Origin of the sequence: Geodermatophilus amargosae, assembly GCF_041028265.1 — a bacterium.
In the GTDB taxonomy this organism is placed as follows: Bacteria; Actinomycetota; Actinomycetes; order Mycobacteriales; family Geodermatophilaceae; genus Geodermatophilus; species Geodermatophilus amargosae_A.
Genome location: NZ_JABGCW010000005.1, coordinates 49094 through 67087, shown reverse-complemented (window position 1 = coordinate 67087; position 17994 = coordinate 49094). Strand labels below are relative to the sequence as shown.

General features: G+C 74.9%; 16 protein-coding genes. 5 read left to right on the top strand and 11 right to left on the bottom strand.

The features are described 5' to 3' along the window. Positions 1-216 precede the first annotated feature (216 nt). Positions 217-1737, top strand: coding sequence for a cation:proton antiporter domain-containing protein (locus HLV61_RS08000; protein ID WP_369254083.1), 1521 nt, complete (start codon positions 217-219; stop codon positions 1735-1737). 49 nt (positions 1738-1786) lie between these two features. On the opposite strand, the gene HLV61_RS07995 is transcribed toward HLV61_RS08000, so the two are convergent. The 8 genes from HLV61_RS07995 to HLV61_RS07960 all read right to left on the bottom strand — a co-directional run bounded on the left by HLV61_RS07995 (position 1787) and on the right by HLV61_RS07960 (position 10468). After that, positions 1787-2614 carry an ABC transporter ATP-binding protein gene (locus tag HLV61_RS07995; RefSeq protein ID WP_369254081.1) on the bottom strand — a complete coding sequence of 276 codons (828 nt, stop codon included), beginning with the start codon at positions 2612-2614 and terminating at the stop codon, positions 1787-1789. Next, positions 2611-3663 carry a FecCD family ABC transporter permease gene (locus HLV61_RS07990; RefSeq protein WP_369254079.1) on the bottom strand — a complete coding sequence of 351 codons (1053 nt, stop codon included), beginning with the start codon at positions 3661-3663 and terminating at the stop codon, positions 2611-2613. Before HLV61_RS07990 ends, HLV61_RS07995 begins: the two co-directional genes overlap by 4 nt. Then, positions 3660-4703, bottom strand: coding sequence for a FecCD family ABC transporter permease (locus HLV61_RS07985; protein ID WP_369254077.1), 1044 nt, complete (start codon positions 4701-4703; stop codon positions 3660-3662). Before HLV61_RS07985 ends, HLV61_RS07990 begins: the two co-directional genes overlap by 4 nt. Continuing rightward, complete coding sequence (locus tag HLV61_RS07980; protein WP_369254075.1) at positions 4700-5728, bottom strand: iron-siderophore ABC transporter substrate-binding protein; 1029 nt, start codon at positions 5726-5728, stop codon at positions 4700-4702. The genes HLV61_RS07985 and HLV61_RS07980 overlap by 4 nt, the downstream gene beginning before the upstream one ends. Before the next feature lie 145 nt (positions 5729-5873). Further along, the gene (locus tag HLV61_RS07975) at positions 5874-6644 is read right to left on the bottom strand and encodes a CPBP family intramembrane glutamic endopeptidase (protein WP_369254073.1); all 771 of its coding nucleotides are present in this window, start codon (positions 6642-6644) and stop codon (positions 5874-5876) included. An 8-nt stretch (positions 6645-6652) separates the two neighbouring features. Next, a complete protein-coding gene (locus tag HLV61_RS07970) occupies positions 6653-7225 on the bottom strand; it encodes a dihydrofolate reductase family protein (protein ID WP_369254071.1) in 573 nt (190 codons plus the stop codon). A 118-nt stretch (positions 7226-7343) separates the two neighbouring features. Then, positions 7344-8684: a dicarboxylate/amino acid:cation symporter gene (locus tag HLV61_RS07965; RefSeq protein WP_369254068.1), complete on the bottom strand. Its 1341-nt coding sequence runs from the start codon at positions 8682-8684 to the stop codon at positions 7344-7346. A gap of 239 nt (positions 8685-8923) precedes the next feature. Continuing rightward, the gene (locus HLV61_RS07960) at positions 8924-10468 is read right to left on the bottom strand and encodes a DUF4389 domain-containing protein (protein WP_369254066.1); all 1545 of its coding nucleotides are present in this window, start codon (positions 10466-10468) and stop codon (positions 8924-8926) included. Positions 10469-10699: 231 nt separating this feature from the next. Here HLV61_RS07960 and HLV61_RS07955 point away from each other — a divergent pair, with 231 nt between their 5' ends. Then, positions 10700-11470 carry a sensor histidine kinase gene (locus HLV61_RS07955; RefSeq protein ID WP_369254064.1) on the top strand — a complete coding sequence of 257 codons (771 nt, stop codon included), beginning with the start codon at positions 10700-10702 and terminating at the stop codon, positions 11468-11470. 13 nt (positions 11471-11483) lie between these two features. Here HLV61_RS07955 and HLV61_RS07950 read toward each other — a convergent pair whose 3' ends face one another. Together HLV61_RS07950 and HLV61_RS07945 are read right to left on the bottom strand one after the other, a co-directional pair. Further along, complete coding sequence (locus HLV61_RS07950) at positions 11484-12152, bottom strand: response regulator (RefSeq protein WP_369254062.1); 669 nt, start codon at positions 12150-12152, stop codon at positions 11484-11486. Positions 12153-12295: 143 nt separating this feature from the next. After that, the gene (locus tag HLV61_RS07945) at positions 12296-12973 is read right to left on the bottom strand and encodes a GntR family transcriptional regulator (RefSeq protein ID WP_369254060.1); all 678 of its coding nucleotides are present in this window, start codon (positions 12971-12973) and stop codon (positions 12296-12298) included. Positions 12974-13128: 155 nt separating this feature from the next. Between HLV61_RS07945 and HLV61_RS07940 the strand changes: the two genes are divergently transcribed. The 3 genes from HLV61_RS07940 to HLV61_RS07930 all read left to right on the top strand — a co-directional run bounded on the left by HLV61_RS07940 (position 13129) and on the right by HLV61_RS07930 (position 17521). Continuing rightward, positions 13129-14652, top strand: coding sequence for an aldehyde dehydrogenase (locus HLV61_RS07940; protein ID WP_369254058.1), 1524 nt, complete (start codon positions 13129-13131; stop codon positions 14650-14652). Between the two features lie 30 nt (positions 14653-14682). Next, positions 14683-16101 (top strand): FAD-dependent oxidoreductase, encoded by a 1419-nt coding sequence (locus tag HLV61_RS07935; RefSeq protein WP_369254056.1) that lies wholly within the window; start codon positions 14683-14685, stop codon positions 16099-16101. A 97-nt stretch (positions 16102-16198) separates the two neighbouring features. Next, complete coding sequence (locus HLV61_RS07930) at positions 16199-17521, top strand: MFS transporter (protein ID WP_369254054.1); 1323 nt, start codon at positions 16199-16201, stop codon at positions 17519-17521. Between the two features lie 66 nt (positions 17522-17587). On the opposite strand, the gene HLV61_RS07925 is transcribed toward HLV61_RS07930, so the two are convergent. After that, a complete protein-coding gene (locus HLV61_RS07925) occupies positions 17588-17959 on the bottom strand; it encodes a hypothetical protein (protein WP_369254052.1) in 372 nt (123 codons plus the stop codon). Positions 17960-17994 lie beyond the last annotated feature (35 nt).

Below are 17994 nucleotides of genomic sequence, written 5' to 3'. Positions count from 1 at the left end.
GCCCGTCGTCGACGCTGTCGAGCCTCGGGCACGGTGGCCCTCCCGGCCAAGGACCCGCCCACAAGATGGGGCCCAGCACCCATCACGGGGCGGCGGCGGACGCCGAGATGGGTGCTGCCACGGATTCCACGGAGGCCACCGGGCCCGCGACGATCGGGCGCGGCCGGATCGGCGGGCGCAGCAACGTCCACGACGGGGACGTCGGAGGAGGGCCGGATGCACCACGTCGCCGAGGCCCTGCTCGTCCTCGGCGGCGCCTTCCTCGTCTGTGGCCTGCTCGCCCGGGCCGGCGTGCCCATCGGGCTGCCCACGATCCCGTTGTTCATGCTGGCCGGGGTGCTGCTGGGGCCGCACACACCGGGGTTCGTCCTGGTGGGCGACCCCACGGACCTCGAGCTCGTCGCCCGTCTCGGCCTGGTGTTCCTCCTCTTCTACCTGGGTCTGGAGTTCTCCCTCGCCCAGCTCACCTCCGGCGGGCGGCGGCTGGCCGTCGCGGCCACGGTCTACCTGTGCCTGAACATCGGCGGCGGGCTCGCGCTGGGCCTCGCCGTGGGCTGGGGGACGTCCGAGGCCTTCGTGATCGCCGGGATCGTCGGCATCTCCTCGTCGGCCATCGTGACCAAGCTGCTGGTGGAGACACGCCGGCTGGGCAACCCCGAGACCCGCGTCATCCTCGGGATCATCGTCATCGAGGATCTCTTCCTCGCCTTCTACCTGGCCCTGCTGCAGCCGGTGCTGGGCGGCGCCTCCGGCGTGCTCGAGGCCGTCCTCGGCGTGGGCGTCGCCCTCGTGTTCCTGCTGGTGCTGTCCGTGGTGGCGCGGCACGGGACCCGGTGGGTCAGCGCCCTGATGCGGACGAAGGACGAGGAGATCGTCGTCGTCCTGGCCCTGGGCCTGGCGATCACCACGGCCGGCGCCGGGGAGCACCTGGGCGTCTCCGACGCGATCGGCGCGTTCATGATCGGCCTGATCCTGGCCTCCACCCCCACCGCGCCCCGGCTCCGGCAGCTGACCCATCCGCTGCGGGACGGCTTCGGCGCCATCTTCTTCTTCCACTTCGGCCTCACCATCGACGTCGGCGACGTCCTCGCCGTGCTGCCGCAGATCGCGATCGCCACGGGGACGACCGTCGTGCTCGCGGTCGCCGCCGGCGTCGTCGCCGCCCGCCTGCACGGCCTCGGGCGCCTGGGCGCGGCCAACATCGGCCTGACCGTCCTCACCCGCGGCGAGTTCTCCCTCGTCCTCGCCTCGCTGGCGCTGGCCGCCGGGCTGGACTCCCGGCTCGGCCCCTTCACCGCCGGCTACGTCCTCGTCCTCGCCGTCCTCGGGCCCATCGCGGTGTACTCCTCGTCCCGCCTGGCCCGCGGGATCCCCGCCCGGCTCGTGGCCGGCGCCCCGGAGCCGGCCGGGCGGCTCGACGGCGTCCCGCTCGACCTCGACGTCGGCACCTCCTCACTCCACGAGCTGGGCACCGACCTCCTGCAGGTCCGGGTCCTGCCCGGCTCGCGGCTGCACGGCGTCTACGTGAACGAGCTCCGCCTCCCCGACGGCGCGACCCCGGGGCTGCTCGCCCGCGACGGGACCACCGCGGCGGTCGCACCCCACACCCGGCTGCGCACCGGGGACGTCCTGCTGGTCTTCACCCGTCCCGACCAGCGCCACTCCACCGAGCGCCGCATCCTCGCCGTCCACCGCAGCGGCCGGCTGGCGCAGTGGCTGGGCGACACCGGCACGTGAGCGCACGACCGGAGCGCCCGGGCGACCCGCGGGGCGGTGGGGCGGACGGTCAGCCGGCCGGCGGCGCCGCGGCGGGTGCGGTCACGTTGTGCCGGCCCAGGGGCAGCATCAGGGGCCGTCCCGACGTCGGGTCGACGATGACCCGGCTCTCCAGCCCGAACACGGCCCGCACGTTCTCCTCGGTGAGGACCGCGGCCGGGTCGCCCGCGGCGTGCACCCGGCCGGCGGCGAGTGCCACCAGGTGGTCGGCGTAGCGGGCGGCGAGGTTCAGGTCGTGCAGGACCATGACGATCGTCGTGCCGCGGGTGCGGTTGAGGTCGGTGAGCAGGTCGAGCACCTCCACCTGGTGCGCGACGTCGAGGAACGTGGTCGGCTCGTCCAGCAGCAGCAGGTCGGTCTGCTGGGCGAGGGCCATGGCGATCCACACCCGCTGGCGCTGGCCGCCGGACAGCTCGTCCACGGGGCGCTCGGCGAGGTCGGTGGTCTGCGTGGCCTCGAGTGCGCTGGCCACCGCGACGTCGTCCTCCCGGCTCCAGCGGGAGAAGACGCGCTGGTGCGGATGGCGGCCGCGGCCCACGAGGTCGGCCACGGTGATGCCCTCGGGGGCCAGTGGCGACTGCGGGAGCAGCCCGAGGGTGCGGGCGAGCTCCTTGGCCGGCAGGTGGTGCACCGCCCTGCCGTCGAGGAGGACCCGGCCGGCGCGGGGGGTGAGCAGGCGGGACATCGACCGCAGCAGGGTCGACTTGCCGCAGGCGTTGGCGCCGACGATCGCCGTCATCCGGCCCGCCGGCAGGACCAGGTCGAGGTCCTCGATGACGGTGCGCTCGCCGTACCCGAGCACGAGCTCCTCGGCGGCGAGGGAGTGGGTGGTGGTCACAGCGAGCCTCCGGCCCGGTTGGTGCGGACGATCAGGTAGACCAGGTACGGCGCGCCCAGCACGCCGGTCACCACGCCGACCGGGAAGCGGGTGTCGAGGGCGAACTGCCCGACGAGGTCGGCCACGAGCACGAGCAGCGCCCCGACGAGTGCCGCCGGGACGAGCAGCGAGCCGTTCGGCCCGACGACCCGGGCGGCGATGGGCCCGGCGAGGAACGACACGAACGCGATCGGGCCGCACGCGGCCGTGACGAAGGCGATCAGCCCCACCGCCGCCACGATCGCCACGAGCCGGGTGCGCTCGACGCGCGTCCCCAGGGCGGAGGCGGTGTCGTCGCCCAGCTGCAGCGCGGCCAGGTCGCGGGTCTGCGCGAGCAGCACGGGCCCGAACACGAGGAGGGCCACCAGCGCCGGCAGCGTCGCCTCCCAGGTCGTGCCGTTGAGGCTGCCGGTCAGCCAGCGCAGCGCCTCGGCGAAGTCCCAGGTCCCGGCCTTCGACAGGACGTAGGAGACGACGCTCCGGGACATCGCGGCCACGCCGATGCCGATGAGGATGAGCCGGGTGCCCGCCACCCCGCCCCGGAAGGCCAGCGTGTAGACCAGCAGCGCCACGCCGAGCGCGGCGACGATCGAGGTGACCGAGACCGCGGTGCCCGACAGGCCGAGGAACACGATCGCGATCACCGCCGCGGCGCTCGCGCCGGCGCTGATGCCGATCACGTCGGGGCTGGCGAGCGGGTTGCGGAGCATCGTCTGGAACGTGACGCCGGCCAGGCCGAAGCCCAGTCCCGCCACGACCGCGAGCACCGCCCGCGGCAGCCGCAGCCGCCCCACGGTGAAGCCGGCCCCGGGCACGTCCTGGCCGAGGACGACGCGTAGCACGTCGCCGGGCGGGTGGAACGTGCGCCCGACCATCAGGGTGACGCAGAAGGCCGCGACGACGAGGACGGCGAGCACGGCGACGACCACCCGCCGGCGCGCGGCGCGGCGGAGCCGGCCACGGGCCAGGGCGTCGACGGCCGACGGCGTCGCGACGGGAACGGCGGTCACAGCTCACGCATCCGCTGCCGCCGCACGAGGGCGATGAAGAACGGGGCGCCGACCAGCGCGGTGACGATGCCGACGTCGATCTCGCTCGGGCGGGCCACGATCCGGCCGAGCACGTCGGCGCCGACCAGCAGGCACGCCCCCGTCAGGGCGGTGAACGGCAGCAGCCAGCGGTGGTCCACGCCCACCAGCAGCCGGCACAGGTGCGGGACGACCAGCCCGACGAAGCCGATCGGCCCGGCCACCGCGGTGGCGGCTCCGCACAGCAGCACCGAGCCGGCCGCCGCGAGGCCGCGGGCCAGGGCGACGCGCTCGCCGAGGCCGGCCGCCAGGTCGTCGCCCAGGGCGAGGGAGTCGAGGCTGCGCGCCGACAGCAGGCTGACGACGAGCCCGACCGCGAGGAAGGGCAGGACCGGGGTGATGGTCGCCGCGGTGGCACCGCCGACCCCGCCGACCTCCCAGGACTGGATGCTCGCGGAGAGGTCACCGCGCGGCAGGGCGATGGCGGTGATGAACGAGGTCAGCGCCGCGGCGGTCGCGGCCCCGGCCAGCGCCAGCTTGAGCGGGGTCGCACCGCCGCGCCCCAGCGCGCCGACGGCGTAGACGAACACCGCGGCGACGGCGGCCCCGACGATCGCCGTCCAGATGATGCTGGTGGCCGAGAACAGCCCGAACCAGGCCAGCCCGGCGACGACGGCCAGCGACGCGCCGCTGTTGATCCCGAGCACGCCCGGGTCGGCCAGCGGGTTGCGGGTCACGCCCTGCATGACCGCGCCGGAGAGCCCGAGGGCCGCCCCGACGAGGACGGCGAGGACCGTGCGCGGGATGCGCTTGGTGACCGCCGCCTGCCCGAGGTTGTCCGACGACCCGCCGAGCGCGGCCAGGACGTCGCCCCAGCCGACTCCCCGCGACCCCACCGCGACGGAGGCGGCGGCGAGGATGACGAGGAGCCCGACGACGGCGAGCAGCCACAGCAGCCGGACCGGCCCCGGGCGCCGCGCGACGGCGGCACCCGGGACCGGAGCGGGTCGGAGCGCGGTCACTGCGCCTCGTCAGCCGCCTCGGCGAGCATCGAGACGTAGTCCTCGAGCACCCAGGAGATGGCCAGCGGGGTGGGGTTCGCGGCGGTGCCGAGGGGCGTGTCGGGCAGCAGGACGATCGCCCCGTTCTGCACCGCGGGGATCTGCGAGAGCAGCGGGTCGGCGTTCAGGGCGTCGACCAGCGCCTGGTCGCCGTAGGTCACGATCACGTCGACGTCGTCGAACACGTCGATCCGCTCGGCGCTCACCGTCCCGGAGAACTGCTCGCTGTCGGTGGAGACGCTCGCCACGCTCTCGGGCGTCGAGAGGCCGAGGTCCTCGAAGAAGGCGCTGCGGGTGTCGAACGGCGTGTAGAAGCTGACCTCGCTCAGGTCGGTCGTGTCCACGTGGGTCAGGAACATCGTCGACCTGCCCTCGAGCTGCGGGTGCTCGGCGACGGTGTCGGCGATCTCCTGCTCGATGTCGGCCACGAGCGCCTCGCCCTCCTCGGCCATCCCCATGCCCGCGGCGTTGACCTCGATCGTCTCCCGCCACGGCGTCGCCCACGGCGCCTCCGGGTAGGCCACGACCGGGGCGATCTCGCGGAGCGTGTCGTAGTCCTCCTGGGTCAGCCCCGAGTAGCCGGCGAGGATGACGTCGGGGTCGGTGTCCGCGACGGCCTCGAAGTCGATGCCGTCGGTCTCGTCGAACAGCACCGGCGCCTCGGCGCCGAGCTCCTCGAGCCGCTCCTCCACCCACGGCAGCAGGCCGTTGCCGTCGTCGTCGCCGAAGTTGGCGGCGGCCATGCCCACCGGGACGACGCCGAGGGCCAGCGGCACCTCGTGGTTGGCCCAGTTCACCGTGGCGACCCGCTCCGGCGTCGACTCGATGGTCGTCGTGCCGAAGGCGTGCTCGATCGTGACGGGCGCGGAGTCGCCGGAGGCCCCCGCCTCGTCCCCGGCCGAGGCCGACGACTCGGAGCAGGCGGCGAGGCCGCCGACGAGGAGGGCGGCGGTCGAGAGCGCCGCCAGACGTGTTGCCGAACGCATGGTGTCCTTCCGGTCCTGGCCGCGCTGAGGACCAGCGCGGTCGTCCTCCCCGGTCGGCGGGGCCCGGGCGCGGGGCGGCTGACCGGACCGTGCACGCGTCCACGCGGTGCACGGAGACACCCGACCGAGACGAGATGAGGCTTGCCTAACCGAACTTAGGGTGCCCTTGCTCGTCAGACAACCACACCGCGGCCACGACCCGTCGCCCGGGTCCACGGCGGCCGGCGGCCGCGGCGGCGAGGGCGCCGAGGTCGTTGGCGGCCAGGTGCAGCAGCGCCGGCGCCAGCAGGCTGCCGCTGCGCCGGCGGAGCCAGGCGAACAGGACGTCGACGCCGGCGGTGGCCAGGCACGCCGCGGCGACCGCCCCGACCCGGCGCGCCGGTGCCGCGGCGAGGCCGTTGACCGCCAGCCCCTGCAGCGTCGGCGCCACGTGCCAGAGCCCGAACAGCACCGCGGCGACGGCGTCCGCCCGCCGCCCGCGCAGCACCCGGCGCAGCGCCGGGGGCAGGACGCCGCGGAAGGCGACCTCCTCCCAGAGCACCGTGCCGAGCGGTATGCGCACGAGCACCCGGGCCGCCAGCCCGCGGGCGTCCAGCCCGGTGACCCGCGCGTCGGAGAGCAGCGGCCGGAGCACGGGGACGGCGAGGGCTCCCGCGTAGCCGGCGCCGACCACCGCGGCGCAGGTCCCGCCCCAGCGCGCGCCGGAGCGCAGCCGCCGCGGATCGAGCCCCAGCTCGTCCCACGAGGTACCGCGGGCGCGGGCGGCCGCCAGCAGCGCGGCGGTGGCGGCGGCGTTGACCGGCACGTACGCCCGCGGGGGCAGCCGCGGCACCCCGAGGTCGTTCCACGCCGCGAGCAGCACGGCCAGTCCCGCCGCCCAGGCGACGTCGGCCGGCGCCCGCGGACCCGCCCTCACCGGTCCCGTCAGCGCTGCCGCGAGTAGGTGAGGACGGCGGGGCCGCCCGGGAAGGTCCGCACGTCGTCCAGGACGAAGCCGGTGGGCGCGAAGTGCGCGCCGAAGGCCGGGCGGCCGGCTCCGGCGACGACGGGGTACTGCTTGACCACCAGCCGGTCGATCTCGCCGAGCAGCTGACCGGCCAGCTGCCCGCCGCCGGCGAGGTAGACGTCGAGGCCCGGCTCCGCCTTGAGGGCGCGGACCGCCGCGAGCGGGTCGTCGCGGACGACGGTCACCTCCGGGGTGGGCGGCGCCAGCGTCCGCGACACCACGACCTGCCGGAGGTGGGCGTAGGGGCTCACGATGCCGGCGTCCAGGGCCGGGTCGTAGGTCCGCCGTCCCATCACGATCGTGTCGAAGCGCCGGTTGGGCGTCTCGTCGATCCCCATGGCCCGGCGCACGTGGGTGGGCAGCGCGTCGGCGTACTCGGCCGCCATCCACTCCGTGAACGGCTCGCCCAGGACGTAGAAGTCCACCTGGTCGTCGGGGCCGGCGATGACCCCGTCGATCGAGACCCCGATGTAGTAGACGAGATCGCGCACCGGTCCCCCTCCGCCGTCGCCGGGCGCCACGTTCCCGGCCCCCGGTCCGGCGCGCAACCGACATCGGGCCGGCCACCTCCGCGGGGGAGGTCGCCGGCCCGAGGTCGGGATGGGGGACTCAGACGGCCGCAGGCTCCCGCAGGTCGGCGTCGACCCCGCCGGTCTCGGCGGCGACCGGGGCGGACGCGCGGCCCGTGCGGAACCGCTCGAGGTCGAGGATGCCCTCGCGCTTGGCGACGATCGTGGGGACCAGCGCCTGGCCGGCCACGTTCACCGCGGTGCGGCCCATGTCGAGGATCGGGTCGATCGCCAGCAGCAGGCCGACACCGGCCAGCGGCAGGCCGAGCGTGGACAGCGTGAGCGTCAGCATGACCACCGCGCCGGTGACGCCGGCGGTGGCGGCCGAGCCGACCACGGAGACCAGCGCGATGAGCAGGTAGTCGGTGACCGACAGCGGCACGTCGAAGAACTGCGCCACGAAGATCGCCGCGAGCGCCGGGTAGATGGCCGCGCAGCCGTCCATCTTCGTCGTCGCCCCGAGCGGGACGGCGAAGGAGGCGTAGGACCGCGGGACGCCGAGGCTCTGCTCGGTGACCCGCTCGGTCACCGGGAGCGTGCCGATCGAGGACCGGGACACGAAGGCCAGCTGGATGGCCGGCCAGGCACCGGCGAACCACCGCAGCGGCGAGAGGCCGTGCAGGCGCAGGAGCACCGGGTAGACGACGAAGAGCACCAGCGCCAGGCCGAGGTACACCGAGCCGGCGAAGACGCCGAGCGAGCCCAGGGAGTCCCACCCGTAGGTGGCCACGGCGTTGCCGATCAGTCCGACCGTGCCGAGCGGCGCCAGCAGGATGACCCACCAGAGCACCTTCTGCACGATCGCCAGGGCCGAGCGGACCAGCCCGAGGAACGGCTCGGCCGGCTCGCCGACCTTGAGCACGGCGACGCCGATCGCGACCGACAGCACGATGAGCTGCAGGACGTTGAACGACAGCGAGCCGTCCGGCGAGCCCTGCAGGCCCAGGATGTTCTGCGGGACGAGGCCGGTGAGGAAGTCCCACCACGAGCCGGTGGACTCGGGGACGGCCTGGGCGGCGGCGTCGACGCTGCTGTTGCGGCCGGGCTGGGTGAGCAGGCCCAGGCCGATGCCGATGGAGACCGCGATCAGCGCGGTGATCGCGAACCAGAGGAGCGTCTGGCCGGCCAGCCGCGCGGCGTTGGAGACCTGCTTGAGGTTGGCGATGCTGACGATCACCGCGGTGACGATCAGCGGCGGGACCAGCACCTTGAGCAGCGTGACGAAGGTGCCGCCGATGGTCTGCAGGGTGCTGGTGAGCCAGTTGGGTGTGCCGTCGGCGACGGGACCGAGGTCGCGGGCCACGAGGCCGAGCGCGACGCCCACGACGAGGGCGAGGAGGACCTGCGCCGCGAACGGGACGCGGCGGAGACGGACGAGCACGGAGGTGGTGCCTTTCGGAGAGGACTTCAGGAGCGACGGAGGACGGCGTCGCGTCGTCAGCCGGCGGTCGTCACCCGGCCGAAGTCCAGCTCACGGCGCCGCGTGAGCCCCCAGACGTTGTCCACGCAGGACCTCAAGGCGGGCGCGGCGCCGGCTCATCCCCGGTGTGCCCGTTCTCACCCCGGGACTTGCCGGGACCCCGTGCGGCGCCCGCCCCGCCCGGGCACCGCACGACGTCCTCACCTCCGCTGCGGGCCGCCCGTCAGCACGGGGGCCGGCGGCGGTCCGGCGGCGGGCACCCCGCCCGGCGGTGGGCTCGCGGTGCCGGCGCGGTGGACGCCGAGGACCACCAGCGCGGTGCCCCCGGCGGCCAGCAGCACCCCGGCGAGCAGCAGCCCGACCGCGATCCACGTCAGCCCCGGGACGGGGGCCGCGACCGCGACCTCCGCGGCGACGCCGGCCGCGCCGTCGGCGCGCATCAGGACCAGCGTCCAGTCGCCGTCGGCCGGCCGCCAGTCCAGGTCGTGGGTGCCGGCGCCGGCTGCGGACGTCACCCAGATCCCGGCGTCGCCGGGCGCAGCGGCAGGACCCGACCCGGGGACGTCGCGGGTGGTCACCGTGTCGGAGGGGACGCCGTCGCCGCCGATCTCGTCCAGCACGGAGTGCCCGACGCCGTCGAGGTAGCGGGCCACGTCGGCGGTGCGGCCGACGCCGACGAACAACTCGTCGTCCGGGTCGGCCGGGGTCGCCCGGAGGCGGACGGTGCCCAGCAGGTCGTCGACGACCCAGTCCAGCCCCTCGCCGCCGAGGGCGAGGTCGCCGGTGGTGACCGCGTACCGGTCGCTGGTGACGTCGGCGTCGGCCGACCACAGCAGGCCGTCCTCGCGCTGGGTCGTGTCGGCCCACAGCAGCGCACCGCCGGCCGCGAGCGGTCCGGTGGAGGCGGCCAGCAGCAGCGCGCCGAGGACGACGGCGGCCACCCGCCCGGCCGTCCACCGGCCCCGCACCGGGTACGCGCCCTGCGGCGCGCCGGCCGGCCCCGCCAGGCTCCCGGTGAGCACCGCGCCCGCCGGGGCCGCCGCCGGGGCGGCCACCGCGGGTCCCGAGCCGGGGTCGGCGCCGCCGAGGTCCAGCCGGAACGGCGGGTACGTGTCGGTGAGCAGGCCGGTGTAGGCCGCCACGCGCAGCACCCAGCGGTCCATCCCCAGCACGATGTCGTGCACCGGCGCGGGATAGCGGCCGGTGAACAGCAGCACCACCCCCGCCACGACGACGAGCAGGGGCACCAGCCCACCGAAGGCCCAGCCGTCGTCCCAGACGTCGTCGGCCCCCCAGCCGGCGGTCCCCACCCAGACGCCACCGCCGATGAACAGCGCGACCACCAGGTAGTGCGGCAGGGCGAGCAGCCACTTGACCAGCACCAGGCCCCGTGACATCCGCTCGGGGTAGGCGACGGAGAAGGCGGCCGGGTAGCCCGGGACCTCGTCGAGGGTGAACGGCGGGTACCGGTCGGTGCCCAGCGCGCTGTAGCCGTAGTACTGCACCCGCCAGGTCCAGCGCAGCACCCCGACGGAGAAGTCGAACAGCGGCCGCGGGTACCGCCCGGTCACCAGCACGGCGAAGAACGCGGCGACGGTGCACGCGACCCAGGCGATCCACAGGGCCACGAGCACGACGACGTGCGGGACGAGCAGCAGCCACTTGACCAGCCACAGCCAGCGGGACAGCGGGGCGTCGAGCACCCCGTCCACCCGCACCGGGTGGGGCGTCCGGGTCTCGGTCACGGGAGCCCTCCTCCCCCGCCGTGCGGGGACCGCGACCGGCCGTCCCGGGTCGCCGGCGGACCTCCCCGAGGGTGCTCGCGGCCGCGGGCACGGGACACCGACCGAGGACCCGGGTCGACCGGGACCTCCGCCTCCGCCGCGGCCGGCCGCACGGCGCGCCGACGGTGGGTTCCCGGCCGCGGGGTCCGGTGCCAGGCTGGGGACAGCAGGGCTGACCGAGAGGAGGCGGCCGTGACCGGATCCCGGACCGTGCCGGCCCCGGGCAGCGACGGCGGCGTCGTGCTCGACGAGGTGCGCGAGCGCCTGGCCGACGTCCACCGCAGCCAGGAGCGGGTCGCCGACCTGCTCGACGCACTGCTCAGCACCGCGCCCGGGACCGGTCCGGCCGCGTCGTCCGGCGCGCCGTCCGAGGCGGAGCTCGCCGTCGCCGCCGACCGCGACCGCATCGCCCGGGACCTGCACGACCACGTCGTGCAGCAGGTCTACGCCGCGTGCCTGTCCCTGCAGTCGGTGCTGCCGCGGGTGGCCGACCCGGCGGCCCGCCGCCGGATCGTCGAGGTCGTCGAGCAGCTCGACGGGACGGTGCACGACCTGCGGATGACGATCTTCGACCTGCACGGCCGCGACGCCGGGGGCCTGCGCCGACGGCTGCTGGACGTCGTCACGGCGACGGCGGGCCCGCTGTCGTCCACCGTGCGCGTGTCCGGGGTCGTCGACGACCTGGTCACCGGCTCGCTGGCCGCCGACGTCGAGGCGGTCGCCCGCGAGGCGGTGAGCAACTGCGTCCGCCACGCCGGAGGACGGCACGTCACCGTCACCCTCGACGTCACCGCCGAGGTGGTGCTCGAGGTCGCCGACGACGGCCGTGGCATCGACCCGCGGGCGGCACGCAGCGGGCTGCGCGACCTGGCCGAGCGCGCGCACCGGCGCGGGGGCGGGCTCACGGTCTCCCCGCGGCCCGGCGGCGGCACCTGCCTGCGCTGGTGGGCGCCGCTCGGCTGACCGCCCCCGGCACTCAGCGCGGCAGGGCGCCCGTGCGGATCTCGGTGGCGAGCACGGCCGCCTGCGTCCGGCGCTCGAGGCCGAGCTTGGCCAGCAGGTGCGAGACGTGGTTCTTCACCGTCTTCTCGGCGAGGAACATCCGCTGGCCGATCTGCCGGTTGGTGAGGCCCTCCCCGATCAGCTGGAGGACCGTCCGCTCCTGCCCGGACAACCGGGTCACCGGCCCGGTCGGCTCGACCACCCGGCGCAGCCGCGCGAAGACCGCCGCCGTCGCCATCGGGTCCAGCAGCGACCCGCCGGCGGCGACCGTGCGCACGCCCTCGACGAGGTCCCGGCCGTGGACCTGCTTGAGCAGGTAGCCGGACGCGCCGGCGAGGATCGCGTCGAGCAGCGCCTCGTCGTCGTCGTAGCTGGTGAGGACGACCAGCGCGAGGCCGGGCACGCGCGAGCGCAGCTCGCGGCCGACGGTGATGCCGTCGCCGTCGGGGAGGCGGACGTCGATCACGGCGACGTCGGGGCGCAGCGCCGGGACCCTCACCAGCGCCTCCGCCGCGGTCCCCGCCTCGCCGACGACGGTCAGCCCCGGAGCGGCCCCGAGGACGGCGGCCACGCCCCGCCGGACCACCTCGTGGTCGTCGAGCACGAACACGGTCGTCGCTCGGGTCCGCCGGTCGGTGTCCACCGGTCGCCTTCCGTCCCGCCGCCGCAGCGGCGTCCGGCCACCGGCCCGCCCGGTGGCGTCCCGTGGGACGCAGGTTAGGCCCCCGGGCCGCCCGGCACACGGGGTCGGAGGTCCCGGTGCGGTGCCGGAGAACGGCCCTCGGGTCAGGAGGCGAGTGCCGACGAGCCGATCGCCGACCGTGCCGCCGAGCGGATGTGGTCGCGCCACAGGCGGCTGGCACCGTCGGCGTCCCCCGCCGCGATGCACCGCACCACGCCCTCGATCTCGGCCATGCTCTGCGCCGGGCGGCCCGGCTCGGACAGCGACCGGCCGCGCAGCCGCGCCAGCCGGTTGCCGAGCAGCCGCGCCTGGGCGTGCAGGACGTCGTTGTCCGCCCCGCGGTAGAGCACGTCGTAGAACGCGTTCTTGCGCGCCAGCATCTCGGGGACGTCCCCGCCCGCGTGCGCCTCGCGCAGCGCGTCGACGGCGGCCAGGAGCGCCTCCCGGTCCGCGGCGGACGCCCGCTCGACGAACAGCCGCACCGCCAGCCCCTCCAGCGCCTCGCGGACCTCGAACAGCCCGCGCGCCTCGCGCTCGCTCATCTGCGACACCGTCGGCCCGCGGTGCGGCACCACGACGATGAAGCCCTCGGCCTCCAGCTGCCGGTAGGCCTCCCGGAGCGTGTTGCGGGAGACGTCGAGCTGCTCGCACAGCTCCCGCTCGATCAACCGGGTCCCCGGCGCGAGCCGGCCGCTGACGATCCCCGCCCGGATGGCCTCCACCGCCATGGAGCGCAGCGAGGACAGCCGCGGGATCGGGGCCAGGCCGGGGACGTCGCTCATGCCGACATCGTAGCGGGATCCTCTGGACCTCTTGCCGGATTGTTGAACAATCCCTTAACGTGGTCGACGTCTCCAGGGCAGAGCCGGTCCCCCGGCCGCCACAGCCGCCGCAGCACCGACGCGGCGCCCGCACCGAAGAACGAGGTCTGAGCCCGATGTCCCTCGCACCCTCCCCCCTCTCGCCGCTGACCGAGCTGCAGACGACCCGCTACGGGCTGTTCATCGACAACCAGCAGGTCGAGCCGGCCGACGGCGCGTACCTCGACGTCCTCAACCCCGCCACCGGCCGGGTCTGGGCCCAGGTGCCCGACGCCTCCCTCGCCGACGTCGACCGCGCCGTGGCCAGCGCCCGTGCGGCGTTCGAGGGCGAGTGGGCCGACTGGCGCGCTGCCGACCGTGCCGCGTTCCTCATCCGCTTCGGCCAGGCCATCGCCGACCACGCCGACGAGATCGCCCAGCTGCAGGTGGACGAGAACGGCAAGCTCATCCGCGAGATGGCCGGCCAGGCCCGCCTCATGCCGGAGTACTTCAACTACTACGCGGGGCTGGCGCAGATGCCGACCGGCCACACCAACCCGCTGCACCTCAAGCAGATGCTCAACTACACGGTCCGCGAGCCGCTGGGCGTCGTCGCGGCGATCACCCCGTGGAACTCACCGCTGCTCCTGCTGGTCTGGAAGCTCGGCCCCGCCCTCGCGGCCGGCTGCACCGTCATCGCCAAGCCCTCGGAGATCACCCCCGTCTCGACCATCCGCATCGCCGAGCTGGCCGCCGAGTGTGGACTGCCGCCGGGCGTCTTCAACGTGGTGACCGGCTACGGCCAGCCCTCGGGCACCGCGCTGACCACGCACCCCGGCGTCGACAAGATCGCCTTCACCGGCTCGACCGCGACCGGCCAGGCGATCGCCGCCGCGGCCGGCCGCAGCCTCAAGAGCCTCTCGCTCGAGCTGGGCGGCAAGTCGCCCAACATCGTCTTCGAGGACGCGGACCTCACGAGCGCGGTCAACGGCCTGATCGCCGGCATCTTCGGGGCCAGCGGGCAGACCTGCATGGCCGGTTCCCGCATCCTCGTGCAGCGGTCCGTCTACGACCGCGTGGTCGAGGAGCTCGCCGAGCGCGCCGAGCGCATCACCGTCGGGGACCCGCAGGACGACCGCAGCGAGATGGGCACCATCGCCTGCCGCCCGCAGTACGACAAGGTCCTGCACTACATCGACGTCGCGAAGGGCGAGGGCGCCCGGCTGGTGGCCGGCGGCACCCCGGCCACGGTCGACGGCTTCGAGGGCGGCCTGTTCCTGCGGCCCACCGTGTTCGCCGACGTCCGCAACGACATGCAGATCGCCCAGGAGGAGGTCTTCGGCCCCATCGCCGCCGTCATCCCCTTCGAGGACGAGGACGACGCCGTGCGCATCGCCAACGACACCCAGTTCGGCCTGGCCGCCGGCGTCTGGACCGGCAACGTGCAGCGCGCCCACCGGGTGGCCGGCAAGCTGCGCGCCGGCACGGTGTGGATCAACAACTACCGCAAGACCGGCTACAACACGCCCTTCGGCGGCTACAAGCAGAGCGGCGTCGGCCGGGAGAACGGCCCCGACGCACTGCGTGAGTACACGGAGGAGAAGTCCGTCTGGGTCGACATGGGACAGGGCGTCAAGGACCCCTTCAACCCCCGCGCCTGACCTGCGTCCCAGCATCCAGAGGAGACATCCGTGACCACCCGAGACATCGTCGTCATCGGCTCCGGCATCGCCGGGCTCTCCGCCGCCGTGGCGGCGGCCGAGGAGCTGCAGGGCCGTGATGACGCCCGCGTCGTCCTCGTCGACCGCGCCGACCGGCTGGAGGCCGGCGGCCTGACCAGGTGGACGTCGGCGTACCTGCGCATCGACGACGTCTACGAGCCCGGCGAGGACTTCGTCAGCGACGTCGTCGGCTTCTCCGACGGCCGCACGCCCACCTGGTACGTCGAGTCCCTCGTCGAGCACCTGCCCGAGACGATGGAGTGGATCCAGGACAAGGGCGTCCGGTTCCGCAAGCTCCCGACCTACTTCATCAACAGCAGCCGGCCGCGGCTGCAGCCGGTCGGCGGCGGGGAGGCGCTGCTCGAGGCGCTGCGCCCGGTCGCCGAGCGGCTGGGCGTGCAGTTCCGCTACCGGACGACGGCCCAGCGGCTCCTGCTCGACGACGCCGGCGCGGTCACCGGCCTCGAGGTCAGCGACCCCGACACCGGTGGCACCACCGTGCTGCCCGCCGCCCGCGTCGTCATCGCCTCGGGCGGGTTCGAGGGCTCGGTGGAGCACCTCAGCAGCGAGCTGGGCGGCGACTGCACGCAACTGCGCCCCATCGCCCCCGGCGTCGCGTTCAACAAGGGTGAGGGCATCCGCATGGCGCTGGAGGCCGGGGCCGCCCGGGCCGGTGAGTGGGACTCCTTCCACGCCGAGCCGGTCGACCCGCGGAGCACCGACCCCGAGCCCCTGCTCATGGTGTTCCCGTACGGGATCCTGGTGAACGGCCAGGGCCGGCGCTTCCTCGACGAGGGTCGCGGCACCGTCGACGAGACCTACGAGGCCACCGCCCGTGCGATCTGGCGGCAGCCCGGGTCCACCGCCTGGTTCGTCACCGACCAGCACTTCACCGAGGTCGAGGCGCGTGAGCGCGGGATCCTGACCAGCAGGCCGCCGGTCACCGCCGGCAGCGTGGAGGAGCTCGCGGCCGCGCTGGACCTGCCGGCCGACGCGCTGGCGGAGACGATCGCCGACTACAACGCGGCGGCGCCCGGAGGCGCCTTCGACTGGCGCTCCCCGGACGGGCTGGCCACCGAGGGCCTGCAGCCTCCGAAGAGCAACTGGGCGGTGGCCCTGACCCGGCCGCCGTTCATCGCCTACCCGGTGGCCTGCGCGATCGTGTTCACCTTCGGCGGCCTCGACGTCGACGACCGCGGCCGGGTGGTGACCGACTCCGGCGCACCCGTCCCCGGGCTGTACGCCGCCGGCGAGTGCACCGGGCTCTACCACGGCAAGTACCCCGGCGGGACCTCCGTGCTCCGCGGGATGGTCTTCGGCCGCCTCGCCGGCCGCGACGCCGCGCACTCGCTCGACCTCGCCGCACTGTCCGGCCCACCGGCCGTCTGACCGGCCCGGCGGCCGGCACTCCGTCCGGCCGCCGGCCCCTCCCCCGCTCCACCGTCACCACCCTCGTGCCCGACACCGCCGTCCCGGGAGTTCCCGCATGTCCGCATCGACCACGCCCGCTGCCGTCCCGGCTCTCGAACCGGCGGCGCCGGTCCAGCAGAGCCGGTTCCGCACCCTCCTGGGAGCCGGCGTCGGCAACACCCTCGAGTGGTACGACTGGAGCGTCTACGCGATCTTCGCGCCGTTCTTCGCCGCCCAGTTCTTCGTCAGCGACGACCCCACCAGCGCGCTGCTGTCCACGCTGGCGATCTTCGCCGCGGGCTTCCTCATGCGGCCCATCGGCGGCTTCTTCTTCGGCTGGCTGGCCGACCGCCGGGGCAGGCGCTACGCGCTCACGACGTCGATGATCACGATGGCGCTCGGCAGCCTGCTCATCGGGATCGCGCCGACCCATGCCGCCATCGGCGTCGGCGCCGGCGCCGTCCTGCTGGTCGCCCGGCTGGTGCAGGGCCTGGCGCACGGCGGGGAGATCGCCGCCTCCTACACCTACATCGCCGAGGTCGCGCCGCGCGCCCGGCGCGGCCTGTGGTCGACCAGCGTCTACGTCTCGGTGACCGCCGGCATCGTGCTGGCCTCGCTGATCGGCGCCGGCGCCTCGTCGCTGTTCGGTGAGCAGGCGCTGACGGACTGGGCCTGGCGCGTGCCGTTCCTGTTCGGCGGGGTGCTCGCCGTCGTCGGGCTGTGGATGCGCCGCAGCCTGCAGGAGACGGAGGCCTACGCCGGTGAGGCCGGCCCGGTCATGCACAGCCGGCAGACCACCCGCCAGCTCCTGCACGGTCTGGTGGAGAACCGGCGCAGCGTCGTGCGCATCCTCGGGCTGTCGGCCGGCGTCACGGTCGTCTACTACACCTGGGCCGTCGGCATCCCCGGCTTCGCGATCGCCAACCGCGGCGTCGACGCCACCGGCGGCCTGTGGGCCAGCGTCGCGGCCAACCTGGTGTTCATGGCGACGCTGCCGCTGTGGGGCCGCTGGTCCGACCGCTTCGGCCGCAAGCCGATCTTCATCGCCTACGGCGTCGCGTTCCTCGTCCTGACCTTCCCGCTCATGGCGCTGGTCGACGACTCGGCCCTGCGGCTGTTCGTCCTGATGTCAGTGGCGCTGTTCTTCCTCGGCGCGTTCGTCGGGATCATGCCCGCCTTCTTCGCCGAGCTGTTCCCGACGCACGTCCGCGCTTCCGGCGTCGGCGTCCCGTACTCCGTGGTGGTCGCCCTGCTCGGCGGCACCGCCCCGTACGTGCTCACCTGGCTCAACTCCATGGGCATGGCCTGGCTGTTCTCGGTCTACATGGTGGTCCTGGTGGCCGTCGGCCTGATCACCACCGTGCTGACGCCCGAGACGCGGGGCATCGACCTGCGCTGACCCCGCCTGCCGCCGCCCCCGGGACCCGTCGGTCCCGGGGGCGGCGGTGCGTCCGGGGACGGCGGATCAGGCGGCGTCGTCGATGACGTCGTGGTCCATGGTGCCGTCAGCGGCGGCGGCGTCGTCGAGGCCGACCATGACCTCGTTGGTCTGCAGGGTGACCAACCAGGCGAGCGCGTGGTCCTCGACCGGCCGGCCGGTGACCTGCGCGATGGCGTCGAGCTGCGCGGCGACCAGCCCGCGCGCCGCCTGGTAGACGTCGGCGGCGGAGACGGCCATGTCGAGCTCGTCGAGCCACAGCCGGCCGTCGGGCAGCACCCGGACGTCGGTGTGGCCGCCGACGCCGAGGTCGGCGGCGGCACTGGTCAGGACGGACAGGCCGGCGCGCAGCTCGGTCAGACGGCGGGAGCGGCGGTCGGGGGACGACGGCACGGACATGACGTCTCCTCTCGGACGGGCCCGATGGCCTCGGG

Excerpts from the sequence above, each read along its gene's own strand:
- HLV61_RS07980 (WP_369254075.1), bottom strand. The coding sequence starts at position 5,728 with ATGCGTTCGGCAACACGTCTGGCGGCGCTCTCGACCGCCGCCCTCCTC.
- HLV61_RS07940 (WP_369254058.1), top strand. The coding sequence starts at position 13,129 with ATGTCCCTCGCACCCTCCCCCCTCTCGCCGCTGACCGAGCTGCAGACG.
- HLV61_RS07945 (WP_369254060.1), bottom strand. The coding sequence starts at position 12,973 with ATGAGCGACGTCCCCGGCCTGGCCCCGATCCCGCGGCTGTCCTCGCTG.
- HLV61_RS08000 (WP_369254083.1), top strand. The coding sequence starts at position 217 with ATGCACCACGTCGCCGAGGCCCTGCTCGTCCTCGGCGGCGCCTTCCTC.
- HLV61_RS07925 (WP_369254052.1), bottom strand. The coding sequence starts at position 17,959 with ATGTCCGTGCCGTCGTCCCCCGACCGCCGCTCCCGCCGTCTGACCGAG.
- HLV61_RS07930 (WP_369254054.1), top strand. The coding sequence starts at position 16,199 with ATGTCCGCATCGACCACGCCCGCTGCCGTCCCGGCTCTCGAACCGGCG.